14 protein-coding genes and 1 riboswitch are annotated in these 16,458 nt (G+C 46.7%); of the genes, 4 read left to right on the top strand and 10 right to left on the bottom strand.

Features of this window, described 5'->3' with window-relative positions; translation table 11 throughout:
• The first annotated feature begins 5 nt into the window (after positions 1-5).
• Positions 6-824, top strand: a complete 819-nt coding sequence (locus GT360_RS09590; protein ID WP_164648651.1) for a hypothetical protein — start codon at positions 6-8, stop codon at positions 822-824.
• A 68-nt stretch (positions 825-892) separates the two neighbouring features.
• Here GT360_RS09590 and GT360_RS09585 read toward each other — a convergent pair whose 3' ends face one another.
• The 10 genes from GT360_RS09585 to cobA all read right to left on the bottom strand — a co-directional run bounded on the left by GT360_RS09585 (position 893) and on the right by cobA (position 11,656).
• Entirely contained in the window at positions 893-1,126 is a 234-nt protein-coding gene (locus GT360_RS09585; protein WP_164648650.1) for a TIGR02647 family protein, read from the bottom strand.
• A gap of 174 nt (positions 1,127-1,300) precedes the next feature.
• Positions 1,301-2,773: a peptide MFS transporter gene (locus GT360_RS09580; RefSeq protein ID WP_164648649.1), complete on the bottom strand. Its 1,473-nt coding sequence runs from the start codon at positions 2,771-2,773 to the stop codon at positions 1,301-1,303.
• A 180-nt stretch (positions 2,774-2,953) separates the two neighbouring features.
• A complete protein-coding gene (locus tag GT360_RS21910) occupies positions 2,954-3,430 on the bottom strand; it encodes a GGDEF domain-containing protein (protein ID WP_239502546.1) in 477 nt (158 codons plus the stop codon).
• A 60-nt stretch (positions 3,431-3,490) separates the two neighbouring features.
• Positions 3,491-3,859, bottom strand: a complete 369-nt coding sequence (locus GT360_RS21905; protein WP_239502545.1) for a PAS domain-containing protein — start codon at positions 3,857-3,859, stop codon at positions 3,491-3,493.
• A gap of 151 nt (positions 3,860-4,010) precedes the next feature.
• Complete coding sequence (locus GT360_RS09570) at positions 4,011-4,448, bottom strand: DUF3859 domain-containing protein (RefSeq protein ID WP_164648648.1); 438 nt, start codon at positions 4,446-4,448, stop codon at positions 4,011-4,013.
• 68 nt (positions 4,449-4,516) lie between these two features.
• The gene (locus tag GT360_RS09565; protein WP_164648647.1) at positions 4,517-6,295 is read right to left on the bottom strand and encodes a bifunctional protein-serine/threonine kinase/phosphatase; all 1,779 of its coding nucleotides are present in this window, start codon (positions 6,293-6,295) and stop codon (positions 4,517-4,519) included.
• A 65-nt stretch (positions 6,296-6,360) separates the two neighbouring features.
• Positions 6,361-7,830 carry a NarK family nitrate/nitrite MFS transporter gene (locus GT360_RS09560; protein ID WP_164648646.1) on the bottom strand — a complete coding sequence of 490 codons (1,470 nt, stop codon included), beginning with the start codon at positions 7,828-7,830 and terminating at the stop codon, positions 6,361-6,363.
• A gap of 54 nt (positions 7,831-7,884) precedes the next feature.
• Complete coding sequence (gene nirD / locus GT360_RS09555) at positions 7,885-8,250, bottom strand: nitrite reductase small subunit NirD (RefSeq protein ID WP_239502544.1); 366 nt, start codon at positions 8,248-8,250, stop codon at positions 7,885-7,887.
• A gap of 10 nt (positions 8,251-8,260) precedes the next feature.
• Positions 8,261-10,810, bottom strand: coding sequence for a nitrite reductase large subunit NirB (gene nirB / locus GT360_RS09550; RefSeq protein ID WP_164648645.1), 2,550 nt, complete (start codon positions 10,808-10,810; stop codon positions 8,261-8,263).
• 48 nt (positions 10,811-10,858) lie between these two features.
• Positions 10,859-11,656: a uroporphyrinogen-III C-methyltransferase gene (cobA, locus tag GT360_RS09545; protein WP_164648644.1), complete on the bottom strand. Its 798-nt coding sequence runs from the start codon at positions 11,654-11,656 to the stop codon at positions 10,859-10,861.
• Positions 11,657-12,057: 401 nt separating this feature from the next.
• Between cobA and GT360_RS09540 the strand changes: the two genes are divergently transcribed.
• From GT360_RS09540 to GT360_RS09530, 3 genes are all read left to right on the top strand, one after another.
• Positions 12,058-14,550, top strand: a complete 2,493-nt coding sequence (locus GT360_RS09540) for a molybdopterin oxidoreductase family protein (RefSeq protein ID WP_164648643.1) — start codon at positions 12,058-12,060, stop codon at positions 14,548-14,550.
• A gap of 73 nt (positions 14,551-14,623) precedes the next feature.
• Positions 14,624-14,723: riboswitch (TPP riboswitch) on the top strand.
• Between the two features lie 80 nt (positions 14,724-14,803).
• On the top strand, positions 14,804-15,646 hold the full coding sequence (gene thiD, locus GT360_RS09535) for a bifunctional hydroxymethylpyrimidine kinase/phosphomethylpyrimidine kinase (RefSeq protein ID WP_164648642.1): 843 nt from the start codon (positions 14,804-14,806) through the stop codon (positions 15,644-15,646).
• On the top strand, positions 15,636-16,400 hold the full coding sequence (locus tag GT360_RS09530; RefSeq protein ID WP_164648641.1) for an ABC transporter ATP-binding protein: 765 nt from the start codon (positions 15,636-15,638) through the stop codon (positions 16,398-16,400). Before thiD ends, GT360_RS09530 begins: the two co-directional genes overlap by 11 nt.
• Positions 16,401-16,458: the final 58 nt, after the last annotated feature.

The following is a 16,458-nucleotide window of genomic DNA, read 5'->3' as shown; positions in this document are numbered from 1 at the left end:
GTAAGATGAAATCAAAATGGTATGGGTATATCGGTATCTTGATCACAGCGCTATTCGTGTTGCAAATTTGGCTAAATAATGACGATGTAGAGTTGTTTACTTCGCCTGAAACACAACAGTCCATGCCATTATGGGAGGGCACTCAACCTGATTTGATCTCCCTTCGGCCACCTCTACCAAACGAGGATACAATAACAATAGAGTCTCCTTCAGATGTGGTTATAGATGTGAGAATGAACACCTTTACCACTGAGCTACTAAAGTCAAAGCAGTCACAACTGCATCGTAAGCAAACGATAGCCGCCGAAACCATGATGATGAACAACTATCACTATTTTTTGCAAGAGTTGTATTCTGATGAGGCAATAAGAGGCTATTACGTGAATTTGGTTCCTAATTACGTATTGAACGCACTTTTGAGTCTTAGAATAACGCTGATAGCGGAAGGGGCGGAGAGATATCGTTATATCATGCCCCACACCGCTGCGTTTCAAATGCTATCTGACCGGCTAGTTGAGCACTATCAGAATCGTTATTCTGATACAGAAGTGGTTGATTCAGGCGAGTTGTTGCTTCAAGCCAAACGGGAGCTAACGGATGCTTACGGTGAGGACTTTAGCAGTGTGATACATTGGTTTGGAATCGATAAGTTACCAGAATACAGCGATCTATTGATTTTGACCCCAGTTGAGTTGGGCCAACCTCACGATGATACACCAGTAACCCACCAACTCGTCAGTGAGCTGTTTCCAGAGTTTAAGATTGAGCTTGAGCGGTTAAAGTCTGTTCAAAGCTATCCGCTCGATATGGGCTCGGTTGATTGATATGTACGCTGGATAAAAAACGGCGCTCTTGTCGAGCGCCGTTGTAGGTTCTAGAACTAGCGATAAGTCTAAGCACTAAGGACGCGTAAGATGCGATCGGCGTGCTCGGCCACTTCGATACCTTCGTCGGTTAAGTAACCACCATCTGGTTGAGTACACAGCTTTTTGTCATACAGACGAGCAACGGCTTGCTGCATCTCTTGTGAGGCTTCTGAGTGAACTTTAATGCCTGTTGCAGAACTGCTCAGATCAAATTGAAGAAGTAGGTTGAGTTCGGCCAAGTATTCTGGAGTGTATTTCATGGGTTCTATCCTTTAGCTCTTTTTGTTCAAGCTATGCCTGAATAAGCCATTGAGCAACCGTGCGTTTGCAAAAGTGTTAGATAGGTAGCGAATGCAAAATAAAGCGCCGACTCTAGTAGCATTTGAGACAAAAAAGGCTTCCGAATTGGAAGCCTTCTGTTCTAGGTGGTTTGGTTAAGCTTGAGCAATTTCTGCTGCTGTCTCGCGCTGTTTCGCGGAAGCCAGCATTTTCTTGATAACCCAAGATGAACCGAAAGCGATACCGACCATCACCACTGCAAGTACTGTGAGTAGTTGGAAGTAATCACCGTAGACGTTCTGCACGATCTCTTGCGTGATCTCTTGGCCTTTTTCAAGTGCGATAGAGGTTGAGAATACCGCACCAACAATACCACTCAAAGCTATCGCAACAGAGAACAAACTAACAGAGAAGTTCTCAATGTGCTTAGGAGCAACCGAAAGAATAAAGGCGACAACCATAGAGCCCACGACGACTTCAGCGAACGCTTGGAAGAAGTGGATCGCAAGGAAGACTTCAGGACGAATGACTACGTCTGCGCCAACGGTGCTCACGGCCATGGTTAAAATACCAAACGCAATTGCCGTTAGGATGAATGCGAAACCGACTTTTGTTGCCGTAGAGAAGTTAATATTGCGTTTCTCAAGGTTTGAGAAAAATAGCGCAATAATCGGGCCTGCGACCATACACCATAGTGGGTTCATCGCCATTGCAGCCTCCGGTGCAACGGGAATGAAACCGAACAGGTCACCGCGCATCGTATTGATCGCGACCATGTTCATTGAGGTCATCATTTGACCGTAGTACACGAAGAAACAAGTCGTTAGGAACGTCATGATCAAGATCGTGCCCATTTTAAGCTTTTGCGCATAGTCAACTTTGACCATTAGGCTAACGAAGTACAAGATAGCGGCCGCGCCAATCGCGTACACGATGTTTTGACCAACATCCATGTTTGAGAACATGAAGAATACTAAGCCAATCATAGCTGCAGAAAGCACAGAGAAAGCGATCCAGTTTTTCGCACTCACAGGCTGTTGGTCGATTTCTGCAGCGACAGAGCGTAGGCCTTTTGCCGAGATAACCAGAGTAATCAGTGCAGCACCTGCCATAACACCTGAAAGCATGAAGCTGCCATTGAAACCAAGCACGAGAACGAGCATTGGGAATAGGTATTGACCCAAGAACGCGCCGATGTTGTTAACCGAATAGTTAACCGGATAGCCATTTTCAAAGTCTTCTTGGGTTTTGAAAGTTCGCTTGTACAGGCTCGGGTAAGACGGTGACATTAGGCCACGAGAGTAACTTGCTAGTGCGATACCACACAGTGCCATGGGTACGTTGAGTACAGAAGCACCTGCAAAAAGCAGAACGTAACCTGATGTAAAACCGAGATAGGAGATCGTTAGCGAGCGGTATGCCCCTAAGAATTTATCGGCAATAAAACCACCAGCAATCGCGAAAAGTGGACCGATAGCGGAGAAGGCACCCACCACCATCATGGTATCGGCTTCGTTGTAGTTGAGTTCTTCGAGGAAGAAACGGGTGAGGATTACCATCACACCGTAGAAAGATAAGCCAAACATCATTTGGCAGAACATCATTGATTTATTGAGTTTATTCCACATAGCTTTGTACTTCTCTTGTAGCTTCTCGTGGATAATTCGTCCCTAAATTAGCACTTGAGCAAAAAATTGTGTTGCCAAGAGATTTTCGCACAGTAGCACGCAAACCATGCGCACTGGAAAGTATGTTTACTTTTTTGATCGGTTGTTGATGGATTGGTTAATAGTGTTTTGATATTTAGTTTAGAGAAATGCAGTTTTTCCTTTTTGTTTCGACACGTAAAGGGCAACGTCAGCTCGTTTATAGATTTGATCAATTGTGTAGTCATTAGAGTTGAACTGACTAATGCCAACACTGATCGATAGCGTCATATTGCAGCAGTCCGGGTCGATGACCAGTTGAGATATCGTGTTTCTCAACCTCTCAGCAAGCGCTTGTGCAGAGTCCTCACCAGTTATTTTATGGATAATCGCAAACTCATCACCACCCAACCTCCCGAGCGTATCAGAACGTCTCAGCATTGCGAGGCAGGTTGAGCCGATATGTTGAATGGCTTTATCGTCGCACTGGTGGCCATACTTGTCGTTAATCAGTTTAAAATCATCAATGTCCACTAAGATAAAACTGTAGTTTTCTTGATAGCGTTGAAAGGCGTAAAACGACTTTTCGAGTTGTTCGAATAGCTTTCTGCGATTAAACGTTTTGGAGAGTGCATCCACCTCAGAATAATAGGTTAACTGCTGCTCTAGTTGATAACGCTCAGTGATGTTGCGAGCAACCTAAATGACCGCGCGTTCACCATAGCGGTTCGTTGGAAAAGGGGTGACTCGCCCCTCGAAGCGCAATAGCGCTTCCGGGCCAGATTGACTCTCTAGCGTGTCGACATCTTCTCCTGACAGTGAGTAGTCGAAGACCATGAGCTTGTTCTCATTTAATGTCTGGAGGATCCGCTCGGAAAACCATTGAGCTTTATCGTGAGGTAAAACGTCAGACAGGTTCCGCCCAACAAGCGCATGTTCTTGATGATAAAGCTCGTTGCTTTGACCTCCAAATACCGCGGCGTATCTCCCCGACTCGGTCAAAACAAAGACCAAGTCAGGTAGAGCAGCAATGAGGGCTAGGTGTTCTTCATGATTGTCTATACCCATATGCTCAAATCCTTTTGAAAACACGGTGAATGACTTTTATACAAAGACCTGTTTACATATTGACATGAAATATAGGTTGTTAGTTTGATATAAGCCCGATTTTCCACTTGTAGGAAGGAAGATTAAATGTCTGGTGATATATCAGATAGAATCAAAAGCCGCGGGATTTCCAAAACTGTCCTTCGTCACGGCCAGTGACTTTGAACGTTTTCTCTGCAATCACTTTGCCGCCCATATCTAGCACCATACGCCACTCGCCGAGATTACTTTCTAACCCGTCAGTAGGGTGCAGTAGTTGAATTGTATCGCCCAAGTAGAAATCCCAATCGTTGCTACGGACATAGATTTCGCCATCAAATGGCTGCAAAACTTGTCCCTTTTTATTCAAAATTCCTGGATGATAAATACAGAAGTTGAGCAGTGTGCCTTTGGCTTTTTTGATGTTAACAATAAAGCCGAACTCTACTCCCTCATCGGCAGGCACTGTGGTAGTGAAGTCTTTGATTTTTGGCAGGTCTTTAGATTGGGCATCCCAATGGGAGTAGATGCCGTAAGAGGTCATTTCGACAATGGGGGTTCGCTTGGCCACGATGACGATTCCGAGAAGGTGAAAGTTGCCTGAATGCTAAACCAATTCAATATTAAAGGGAAATCGCGCTAAGACAACAACATAATCAATTGTATTAACGCGATAGCGAACAAAATTAAAGTGGTGAGCTTCCAAAAAACAACCGGCTGCCTTTGTAGTAGCGGTTTCTCTTTGAATTCTCTTTGTAGTTTTTGGTTGGGTGTGTACAGGTCGAGAACGAACTCTGATAGTACTTCATACCGACGTTGTGGTAAGTGATGCGTGGCTTTTCTGAACGTAAGATCAATCCAGTTGGGCATGTCCTGTCGATATTCGTTCATCGAGTGATATTGCCATTGAGTATGTCGGGCTTTTTGCACATTCTGGCTGGTGGCTGGCTTATATGGCAGCGATCCAGTGAGCATCTCATAACCAATGACGGCGACCGAAAACAGATCAGAGGTTGTCGTAGCAACGCCCGTATCGATATATTCCGGGGCAATATAGTTGAGCGCGCCAAGTGGCACTTCATCCTGAACGATTGCCCCCCCTTCATCGGAGAACTCTTCGAAGCTTGATACTTTGACTGCCCCAAAGTCGATGATTTTAATCGCGCCAGTGGTGGTGATCATAATGTTCTCGGGTTTTAGATCTCTGTGCACCATTTCCGCCCTTTGAAATATGCGCAGTGCTTTGACGATCTCATCTAAGATCACTCTTACTTTACTCAGCTCTGGCATTGGGTTGTCATACATCCATTGGCGTAAAGTGACCCCTTCAATGTGCTCACACAACTGATAAATGAACGGGCTTGTCTTCGATGTCGGGTACATCTTCATTATGCGTTCACTGTTAAGCTGTGTTGATACCCAATACTCATTGGCAAATTGTTGCAATACCAATGCATTATCTGCGTCGTACTCTGAGGGTGTTTTCAATACATATTGCGCTCCGGTACTTTGTTCGGTGACTTGGTAGACATGGCTTCGAGTTCCAGCGTGAAGAACTTTGTCTATGTGATACCCCTCGAGTGTATTTCCTTCGGCTAGTGCTGGTGGTATTGCTCTTGTAAGGATATTTTGTTGATACTCAAGTTGTGAATGGTTAGGTAAGTGATTGATTTCGACAATCAGAGCACTGAGGTTGTCTTGGCTTTGGTTTTTTAGTGCCGAACGACAAAGTGATTGAGATGCTGTCTCTAGTTGCGAGTTAGATTGGGTGTGATGACTTTTGTTCGCTAGAGCAGTGCCGATCTGTTCATCGGAAAGGTAATCATGCACGCCATCGGTGCACAGTAGAAAGCGGTCTTCGAGCTGCAGTGGAACGGTTTGATAATCGACCTCTAGCGTATTATCCATGCCAAGTGCACGAGTGAGGTAAGCGGCTTTACCAAAATTCACTCGCTGGTGGTCTCTCGTTAATTGTTGAAGCTTGTTGTCTCGCATTAAGTAGATGCGAGAGTCGCCCACATGGAAGATATGGGCGGTATTTGATTTGATCACCAATACGCTGAACGTAGTCACTAACCCATTGTGACTAAGGCCCGATTGCGTGCCTTGCTCGAACAACCAGGCGTTTAAAGAGGTGAGAATCTTGTTGGCGGAACTTTTAATACTCCAGCTGTAGGGTGTTGCGTAATAGTCAGCAATAAACTGCATCACTGCGGTATGACTGGCTTTTTGGCTTTGCTCGCTGCAACTCACCCCATCCGCAATGCACGCGACGACGCCTTTGTGGGTGAGCTCATGATGCTTCTCAGGGATGTTAATGACAAATGCATCTTGGTTGTCTTGTCGTCGCCCTTTATCCGAATAGCCACCAAAGGATAGGCTCAGCTTTGGCATCATTAGAGTATTTGGTGAGTTCATCGTTTTCCTTGCTCAAACGTCTAAAACCCAGCCGCAAAGTGGCTGGGTTGTGTCGGCACTATGAATTAGTGAGAAACATCAATCAGAGTCACACTGCCGTCTTCATTGACTTCGGCAATTTTACCACTTGGCTCTTCCATGAAGAGTAGGGCAACAAAGCCAATGACAGCCGTTGCAGCAATCACATAGAAGAACGTTTGGTAATCAACGAAAGATAAAACGGTTAGGTACGTTACTGCACCGACATTACCGTACGCCCCTGTCATACCAGCAATCTGTCCTGTCATACGACGTTTGATAAGAGGCACGGTGGCAAATACGGCACCTTCACCCGCTTGCACGAAGAATGAACATACCATGGCACAGACAACCGCTAGCCATACGGGCCATTCACTGCCAACTTGTCCCATCATGAAGTAGCCCACAGCAAGGCCCGCTGTTAGAAATAGCAGCGTTGATTTACGGCCAAATTTATCTGAAATCCAACCGCCACCTGGGCGAGACATGAGGTTCATGAAGGCGTAAGCCGAAGCCACCATACCCGCTAACACCGGTGATAACTCAAACGTTTCAGAGAAGAACAGAGGAAGCATAGAAACGACGGCTAACTCTGAGCCAAAGGTCGCAAAGTACAGAACATTCAGCACCGCTACTTGCTTAAACTTGTATTGATGAATCTCTTCAACGGGCTTGGTAAAGATGCCTTTATTCACCTTCCATACTTGTGAAGCTTCGATAGCGTAAAGGGCAATGAGACCTGCATAAATGCCATAAACCATCGTATTGCTTAGCATCCCGATACCACTTGGTGAGAGCTTCCATGCAAGTAGGCCAAGAACCGCATACATAGGGATCTTCATACCCAGTAGGAAGAAGAAATCGCCTTTGGATGTCACTTCCATTGCTGTGAGGTGTTTAGGTTTGAAGTAAGTCGAGCCTTTTGGCGTATCGGTCACATTACGGTAAAAGATGAAGGAAAATACAAGACTCATGACCCCGGTAATCGCTACCGCGTAGCGCCACCCTTCGTCACCCCCAAATAGTAATGCCACTGTCGGTAACGTAAATGCAGCAGCGGCTGAACCAAAGTTACCCCAGCCACCATAGATACCTTCTGCTGTACCCAGTTCATTGTGTGGGAACCACTCCGAAACCAAACGAATACCAATCACAAAGCCGGCTCCGATGAAGCCAAGTAGGAATCGAGCAATGGCGGCCTGCATGAATGAGTCGGCAAATGCGAACATAAAACAGGGAATGGAGCACACGGCTAAAAGTGCGGAGTACACCAATCGTGGTCCATATTTATCGGTGAGCATGCCGATGATCACACGAGCGGGTATGGTGAGCGCTACGTTGAGTATCAGCAGCGTTTTTACTTCTTGGGTACTAAGGCCCAGTGTCTCTTTGACCATTTGCAGCAATGGAGCGAAGTTAAACCACACTACAAACGTGATGAAAAACGCCATCCAACTCAAATGGAGGATTTTCATTTTTCCTTTAAATGAAAAGATTGAAAATTGATTGTCTTGCATAAATTTGCCTCGAATTACTTCCGTATAATTGACTGACTTTAATTTTGATAATTTTTATTTTGTTGAGATGAGCACTTGGATTTCACCGTTGTGCTCTCGAATGCGATAGGTTTTGACCTGATATTCCGGCTCTTCCAAGCATGCCCCTGTCGTTAGGCTAAAGTGCTGCTTGTAGAGTGGTGATGCGACCACTGGCTCATCATTGATTGAACCTATGATGCCGCGAGACAATATATTTGCGTTGCCGATGGGGTCAAAATTGTCGATGGCGTATAGGTTGCCAGAGCGAGTACAATTGAAAATAGCCACTTGCTTTCCTGATACCAAAGCACAGACGCCTGTGTTTGGGGAGAGGTCTGCTGTTGTGCAGACCGTGAGCCATGAAGTTTTGGTTTCTGGTGCGATAGTCATGGTATTCATCGGACTCTCCTTAAGATTCTACTTCGACGACATCAATGTCACCGAGGGTTTGTTTGGTGGTAGGTGCTGGTAATCTTTGATCGCGAACCGAGATGAATTTGAGCTTTTCATCGCGCTCGTCACTATTGATGAAGTGATTGAAACGTTTAAGTTTCTCAGGTGACTCGATCGTGGTTTTCCATTCACACTGGTATTTGGCGATATTGGCCGCCATTTCGCTCTCAAGCTCGTCACAAACCCCCAGCTTATCTTCAATCACTACCTGTTTGAGGTAGTCTAGGCCACCTTCGAGGTTCTCTAACCAAACAGACGTACGTTGTAGGCGATCCGCGGTGCGGATGTAGAACATCAAGACACGGTCGATGTATTTGATCAGTGTGTCACGATCTAAGTCAGTGGCCAGAAGATCGGCATGGCGAGGACGCATGCCACCGTTACCACACACGTAAAGATTCCAGCCATTGTCTGTGGCAATAACACCAATATCTTTCGATTGTGCTTCGGCACATTCACGCGTACAGCCAGAGACCGCGAACTTGAGTTTGTGTGGTGAACGAAGACCCTTGTAACGGTTTTCGATATCAATCGCGAATCCGACACTGTCATCAACCCCGTAGCGACACCAAGTGCTGCCGACACAAGACTTAACCGTTCGCACTGACTTTCCGTAGGCATGACCTGTCTCAAAGCCTGCATCAACCAGCTTACGCCAAATGACAGGCAGGTCGTTAAGCTGTGCGCCAAAGAGGTCGACGCGTTGCCCACCGGTAATCTTGGTGTAGAGATCAAACTCTTTTGCGACTTCACCTAAGACAATCAGCTTATCTGGCGTAATTTCCCCGCCCGCAATGCGTGGGACAACCGAGTAAGTCCCGTCTTTTTGCATGTTGCCTAAGTAGATGTCGTTGGTGTCTTGTAGCTCCATATGCTCATTTTCTAGAATGTAGTCATTCCAGAATGAAGCGAGAATAGAACCAACCGCAGGCTTACACACGGTACAACCCAGGCCTTTACCATATTTAGTTAATAGCTCATCAAAGGTTTTGATTTTGTTGATGCGCACGATGTCACTCAGCTCTTGGCGTGTGTAGGCAAAGTGTTCACAAAGGTCGTTGTTGACCTCAACACCCAAGCTGAGCAGTTCACTATCGAGGACCTGTTTTGCAAGAGCGCTACAACCGCCACAACCCGTAGAAGCGTTGGTACTCTCTTTCAGTGCAGACATAGTAGTACAACCCGAGGCCACGGCTTGTTTGATGTCGCCTTTGGTCACATCAAAACATGAACAGATAACTGCGGTATCTGGCAGGGCATCCACGCCCATTGCACCGGAGCTGTCATCTGCGGTATTCGGAAGAATCAGCACAGACGGGTTGCTTGGCAGCGGCATATCATTTTGCTTGTATTGCAGGAGTGTGCCGTATGCCTCAGCATCACCGACGAGGACTGCACCCACGATCTTAGTGCCATCAGCTGAGACAATCAGACGTTTGTAAACCTGTTCAATCTCATCGTTGTAGGTATAAGACTGTGCGCCCTCGGTTTGGCCGTGTACTTCACCAATACTTGCGACATCCACACCGAGGAGCTTGAGCTTGGTACTCATATCTGCGCCAGTAAATTCGCTTTCTCTACTTGGCTCAAGAATATGTTGAGCTGCAATCTTGGCCATCTGATAACCGGGTGCAACCAGACCAAATATCTTGTTATCCCACAATGCACATTCACCAATCGCGTAGACATCATCAAGGTTGGTTTGACAAAAGTTATTGATCGCAATCCCTCCACGTTCACCCAATTGAATCGCGGTGTCTTTTGCCAATTCATCTTGAGGACGAATACCCGCAGAGAACACGATCATGTCGGTTTCAACATGGGTGCCATCTGCAAAGTTCATGCGGTAACGTGCGTTCTCACCAGCAACAATTTCGGTGGTGGCTTTCTCTGTATGGACAGAGACCCCAAGATCTTCAATTTTTCTACGTAGAAGGGCGCCGCCTCCATCGTCAAGTTGAACCGCCATCAGGCGGGGAGCAAACTCCACCACGTGTGTCTCAAGGCCTAGGTTTTTAATCGCGTTTGCCGCTTCAAGCCCTAATAGACCGCCACCAATGACGACACCCGATTTACTGTCCTTACTTGAGAGTTCAATCGCATCGAGATCTTCAATCGTTCGATAAACATGGCAGTGCGCTTGGTCATTGCCGGGAATAGGTGGAACAAAAGGATAAGAGCCCGTGGCCAGGATGAGTTTGTCGTAAGCTTCGATTCTTCCTGAGGCGGTGATGACCTGCTTGTTTTCTGTGTCTAGCTGGGTCACTTTTTCGTTCACCACATAGTTGATGCCGTTCTCTTGGTAATAAACTTCATCAGTCAGTGATAGGTCTTCAACGGTTTTTCCGGTGAAGTAGGACGTCAGTTGTACACGGTCATAGGCGAGTCTTGGCTCTTCTGAAAACGTAATGATGTCGAGATCATCACGATCAGATGCGATCAAGGTATCGATAAATTTGTGCCCGACCATGCCGTTACCGACAACGACAATTCTTTGTTTAGTCATGCGTTCATTCCTTTGCTCTTAAACTTTACTTCTAGATAGTGTTGTTATTTATGCTGTCATCATCATGGCGTCTGGCGCAGATTCTTGAAGTTGTTGTAGCCAGTCCATTTGTTGCGAGACAGTCACCACATGCCCGATAACGATGAGGGCAGGTGATTGAATTTTATGAGTGTTTTTCATCTCGGTGAGTTCAGCCAGCGTACCAGTAATAACGCGCTGCTCTGGTGTGCAGCCTTTTTCGATTAAAGCCGCTGGCGTGCTTGGGCACATGCCGGAGTCACTGAGTTTGTCGGTGAGCCACTGAGTTTTAGAAAGCCCCATGTAGACCACAAGTGTTTGGTTGAGAGTTGCAAGCGCTTGCCAGTTGAGGCCAAGGTCTTTATCAGCGTGCGCGGTGATAAATGTGCACCCTTGCGCAAGTCCACGATGAGTCAGAGGAATATTTGCGTAGGTAGTACACCCAGAAGCGGCGGTGATTCCTGGGATGACGTCGACTTGAACGCCATGCTTGCCAAGAAAAAGCATCTCTTCGCTTCCTCTACCAAAGACAAAGCTGTCCCCGCCTTTGACTCGACAGACTCTCAGGCCCTGTTCAGCACAACTAAGGATGGTATGGTTGATCTCTTCTTGTGAGGCGTTGTGGTGATTCTTTGCTTTCCCCACATAGATTTGTTGAGCATGGCTTGGAAACAGTCGACGGATTTCATGGCTGACCAGGTTGTCGAAGATAATGCACTGCGCTGCTTCAATCGCCTTCACTGCTTTTACGGTAAGCAAGTCTGGGTCACCGGGACCCGCGCCAACAAGAGTGACGTGTCCTTCCTTATATAGAGAATGCTTTTTCATCGTGCTTCCTGCTGTTCATCCGCGCAAATTCATTTTTGCTTGTTGAAAGAGAAGCAAGGGAAATGCCAAATGTTGTAATTTAGTTACGCAATTAATTTTATTTCCGATAAAACAGCAATTTAAATGTTATTTTTATTATTGGGTAGCAGAGTCTATATATTGGCTTTTGGGGTAAATTGTACAAAACTGAGCTTTTGTGGTGCAGGATTGCTCAAAGTGGTGCAATTAAGTACATATTGCTGGTTTTGCCTCTCATATTTGCATACTACTTTAGGGTTATATCGTATTTTAAAGTATTGAATTTAATGGTTTAAATTATGAATATTTAGTATTTGATATAACTGGATTAAATATTGCTTCAGGATTATCTAATTGTGTTTTATTGCGTTGGAGTGAATGTAGTGACTCAAGGAAATGACGGCTGGGTAAAGACAACGTGTGCGTATTGTGGTGTTGGTTGTGGCGTGGAGGCTAGACCAACGCTATCAGGTGAGCTGGAGATAAGAGGCGACCAATCTCACCCTTCTAATTATGGCAAACTTTGCACAAAAGGGATCGCTTTGGGTGAAACGGTCATTCAGGATGGCAGATTGTTATACCCAACATTGAAGGCGGCTGGAAGTGAGAAAAAAATTGATTGGACTGCAGCGACGTCGATGGTGGCGACTAAGTTTGCAGAGACGATAAAGGAGCACGGCCCTGACTCTGTCGCTTTTTATGTCTCAGGGCAGCTGTTAACGGAGGACTATTATGTCGCCAATAAGCTGATTAAAGGGTTTATGGGGACAGCGAATATCGATAGTAACTCACGTTTGTGCATGGCGTCTTCAGTAGTCGGTCACAAGCGAGCGTTTGGCACTGATACTGTCCCTGTTTGCTATGAAGATCTTGAGCAGGCTGAACTGGTGGTGTTAGTCGGCTCGAACCTCGCTTGGTGTCATCCGGTACTTTTCCAGCGCTTGCGAATCGCCAAGCAAAACAACGATAACTTGAAAGTGGTGGTTATAGACCCCAGAAAAACAGAGTCGAATGAGATAGCGGACTTACACCTTGGCATTGAGTCAGGTTCGGATGTCGCTCTCTTCAATGGACTGTTGAGTTATTTAGATGACCATGACTGTTTGGGTGAAGGCTTTATTGAGCAGCATACCAATGGCTTTGTTGAGGCTTTGCTACTCGCGAAGCAAGAACAGAGCGTTGCAAAAACAACAGGCCTTCAAGAGGAGGAGTTAGACGCCTTTTATCGACTGTTTGCTACAAACAGTAAAGTGGTTACTGTCTATTCACAGGGCGTCAATCAATCCACCAGCGGTGCAGACAAAGTCAACAGTATTTTGAACTGTCACTTAGCGACAGGGAAGATCGGTAAACCGGGTTGTGGTCCTTTCTCGGTAACGGGTCAACCGAATGCGATGGGGGGACGTGAAGTTGGCGCACTCGCTAACATGCTCTGTGGTCATATGGAGCTTGATAACCCTGGAGATCACCACAGAGTCAGTGAGTTTTGGGGCGCTCCTGATCTTGCGAGCAAGCCAGGGCTTAAAGCGGTCGATATGTTTGATGCCATGGCTGACGGCAAAATCAAAGCGGTGTGGATCATGGCAACCAACCCTGCGGTGAGCCTACCCAACTCCAATAAAGTGAAGGCGGCACTAGAGGCTTGTCCGTTTGTGGTGGTGTCTGATTGCATTGCACAAACAGAAACAACGGCATTAGCTGACTTGGTGTTACCAGTGCAAGGTTGGAGTGAGAAATCAGGAACCGTCACTAACTCTGAGCGTCGCATCTCGCGTCAAAGACGAATTTTGCCAAGTCCCGGGCTGGCAAAGCCCGATTGGTGGGTGATTTCACAGGTCGCACAGAAAATGGGCTTTGCTGAGGCTTTTGATTATCTACACGAAGGTGAAATTTTCAGGGAGTATGCTCAGCTAACAACGTTAGATAATGAAAATGGCGAACGTGACTTTTCATTGATTGGATTAAGCCGACTCGACGATCAGGGGTATAGCGTTCTTAAACCTCAGCAGTGGCCAGTGATTGAGCAGCAGGACAAGGTAGTCAATAAGCGCTTTTTTGCTGATGGTCACTTCTACACACAAGATGGTCGTGCTTGCTTCATTCCTGTCAATCATAGGGCACCACAAAGTGCCACTAACGGTGATTATCCACTGTTACTTAACAGCGGCCGTGTACGAGACCACTGGCATACCATGACCAGAACAGGGTTAGCTGCTCAGCTAGGCGAGCATATGCCGGAGCCTTACGTTTTGGTTCATCCCGAGACGGCTCAGCGATATAAGCTGCAAGAAAAGAGTATTGCGAAACTTTCCAGCGCACACGGTCACTGCCTGGCTAAAGTGATGCTCTCTACAGACCAAAAAGTAGGAGAGCTATTTGTTCCAATTCACTGGAATGGACTGACCGCTAAGAACAGTAAGCCTTGTAACCTGATTGCACCTTATATTGATAGCGTGTCTGGCCAGCCCGAATTTAAACACACACCAGTAAAGATTGAAGCGTGTGACTACAAAAGTCAGGCCTTGTTTACAACACGAACGCCTATAGCTCTCGATGACGTTGAATACTGGGCAAGGCAGAAGATTCAAGACGGTTATGCGTATCACATTCAGTCGACGCTAGAACCTCGAGCACTGGAACAAACACTCATGTCCTATATCGAGAGTGAAGGGCGGTTGATTCAATATGATGATGGAGAGCAGAGCTTTGTGACGCAGTTTATGCTTACAAATGCACTTCGATTAGAGCAGTTGGTTGTGGTGAAAAGCCAGTTCCCTCTAGGCGAAGTAGAGCGCTATATCACGCAGTTTAATCAGAGCTTACAAGATGAAGAGCTGCCACCTTTTTGCATACAAGACCAAGAAATGGTCGTCTAGGTGGCCATATCTCAAACTAAGAGCACAACATCAAAAAGAAGTACATCAATAGAGACTTCACTGATATGATAAGCGCCAATAGTCGGGGGGCCACTTGTGGCTGAGATCGAATTTAGAGACCCGTTGAACCTGATTCAGTTAACACTGACGTAGGGAACTATCGCGCTTTGATTGCTCGTTACTGGCTGATTGATCTCAATTGAGCCTCATATAATCAAAGCCCGTTCCTCTGCGTCTCGCATTAGGAGCGATCATGACAGACGCAACTCGTTCAAACATAACACCTACACCTATTGTTCTTACTATCGCTGGCTCTGACAGTGGTGGTGGTGCAGGTATTCAAGCCGATATCAAAGCAATGTCAGCAACAGGCAGCTTCGCCTGCTCAGTGATCACCGCGATTACTTCTCAAAACACTCAGGGCGTCTCCGCTATTTTCCCGATTCCGCTTGACCACGTTGAAAGCCAGTTGGATGCCGTATTTACCGATTTGAACATTGTCGCTGTAAAAGTGGGTATGTTGGCGGATTCGAACATTATTAAGGTTGTTGCCCAGAAGATTAAGCAATACCAGCCGAAATGTTTGGTTATCGATCCTGTGATGGTGGCAACAAGTGGTGACTTGTTGTTGGAGGAGTCTGCGATTTCAACCCTGAAATCTGAGTTACTTCCGCTGGCTGACATTATTACCCCAAACTTGCCAGAGGGCGCCGCGCTTACAGGCAACCCGGTGCCAGAAACTGAAGCGCAAATGAAGGCGATGATCGCAGAGTTGCGCGCTCTGGGAGCAAAAGCGGTGTTGCTCAAAGGGGGTCACCTTGAAAAGGACGAGAATAGTAATGACTTGCTCATCACCGAAGAGAGTGCAGAACTCATCAGTGCTAAGCGATTCCCAACCAAGAACACCCACGGTACAGGTTGTACGCTCTCTTCTGCCATCGCCTCATACTTGGCGCAAGGCAATGACCTACATGCCGCTGTGGCATTGGGCAAGCAGTACATTACCGAGGCAATTCAACACGCTGATGAGTTGAATGTCGGTCAAGGTCATGGCCCTGTTCACCACTTCTACGATGGTCACAATAATGTCCGCTAGCGCGATGGGCATTGAGATTTGCAATGCGAAACTGCAATACCTTGATGCTGATAAGCCAACGCTGGCCGGTCTCAATATGTCTTTGAAAGCTGGGGAGTGGACGGTGATCCTTGGGCGTAGTGGTTGTGGCAAAACGACGATACTGCGCTACCTTGCTGGGTTGTTAGAAGACAAAATAGATTGGCAAGGCGAGTTGGCCACCAGTGACGGAGAGCCCATTGATGAGCGCATCGCATACATGGCTCAGCAAGACCTGTTGTTGCCTTGGCTCAGCGTGATAGACAATGTCTGTCTGAGTGAGCGCTTTGCTCGCTCACAGAGCCCATCTTCGACTGATGATGTAAGAGATAAAGCGTCCAAGTTACTAATCCAAGTTGGATTACAAGATTACGCTCACAGCATGCCGGACCAACTTTCAGGTGGCATGCGACAGCGCGTCGCGCTCGCCCGTACGCTAATGCAAGACAAGCCGTTGGTGTTAATGGATGAGCCTTTCTCTGCTCTCGATGCTGTGACCCGTCATAAGTTGCAAACCTTGTCAGCGCAGCTACTAAAGGGTAAGACTGTGGTATTGATTACCCACGATCCACAAGAGGCGGTACGCTTAGCGCAATCTCTGTATGTATTACAAGGGACGCCAGCGCAAGCACAAGCAATGGCTGCCCCCTCTTCAATGATCCCGCGTGTGTTGGATGCAGAATGTGCGCAGCTGCAACAAGCGATACTCGACCAGTTGGAGCGCGATTATGAGTAATAGTATGCCAGCAGACATGAAAGTGAATCGCACGGCTAAAAATGAAAAGCTCGATCAT

Origin of the sequence: Vibrio astriarenae, from assembly GCF_010587385.1 — a bacterium.
Lineage (GTDB): Bacteria > Pseudomonadota > Gammaproteobacteria > Enterobacterales > Vibrionaceae > Vibrio > Vibrio astriarenae.
Note: the sequence above shows the minus strand (reverse complement) of the source record. Positions and strands in the feature narration are given on the sequence as shown.

Bases quoted from the DNA above. Each gene is read 5' to 3' on its own strand.
- nirD (WP_239502544.1), bottom strand. From the start codon at position 8,250: ATGAATACCATGACTATCGCACCAGAAACCAAAACTTCATGGCTCACG.
- nirB (WP_164648645.1), bottom strand. From the start codon at position 10,810: ATGACTAAACAAAGAATTGTCGTTGTCGGTAACGGCATGGTCGGGCAC.
- GT360_RS09565 (WP_164648647.1), bottom strand. From the start codon at position 6,295: ATGAACTCACCAAATACTCTAATGATGCCAAAGCTGAGCCTATCCTTT.
- GT360_RS09580 (WP_164648649.1), bottom strand. From the start codon at position 2,773: ATGTGGAATAAACTCAATAAATCAATGATGTTCTGCCAAATGATGTTT.
- GT360_RS09560 (WP_164648646.1), bottom strand. From the start codon at position 7,830: ATGCAAGACAATCAATTTTCAATCTTTTCATTTAAAGGAAAAATGAAA.
- thiD (WP_164648642.1), top strand. From the start codon at position 14,804: ATGACAGACGCAACTCGTTCAAACATAACACCTACACCTATTGTTCTT.
- cobA (WP_164648644.1), bottom strand. From the start codon at position 11,656: ATGAAAAAGCATTCTCTATATAAGGAAGGACACGTCACTCTTGTTGGC.
- GT360_RS09530 (WP_164648641.1), top strand. From the start codon at position 15,636: ATGTCCGCTAGCGCGATGGGCATTGAGATTTGCAATGCGAAACTGCAA.
- GT360_RS21905 (WP_239502545.1), bottom strand. From the start codon at position 3,859: ATGGGTATAGACAATCATGAAGAACACCTAGCCCTCATTGCTGCTCTA.
- GT360_RS09590 (WP_164648651.1), top strand. From the start codon at position 6: ATGAAATCAAAATGGTATGGGTATATCGGTATCTTGATCACAGCGCTA.
- GT360_RS09585 (WP_164648650.1), bottom strand. From the start codon at position 1,126: ATGAAATACACTCCAGAATACTTGGCCGAACTCAACCTACTTCTTCAA.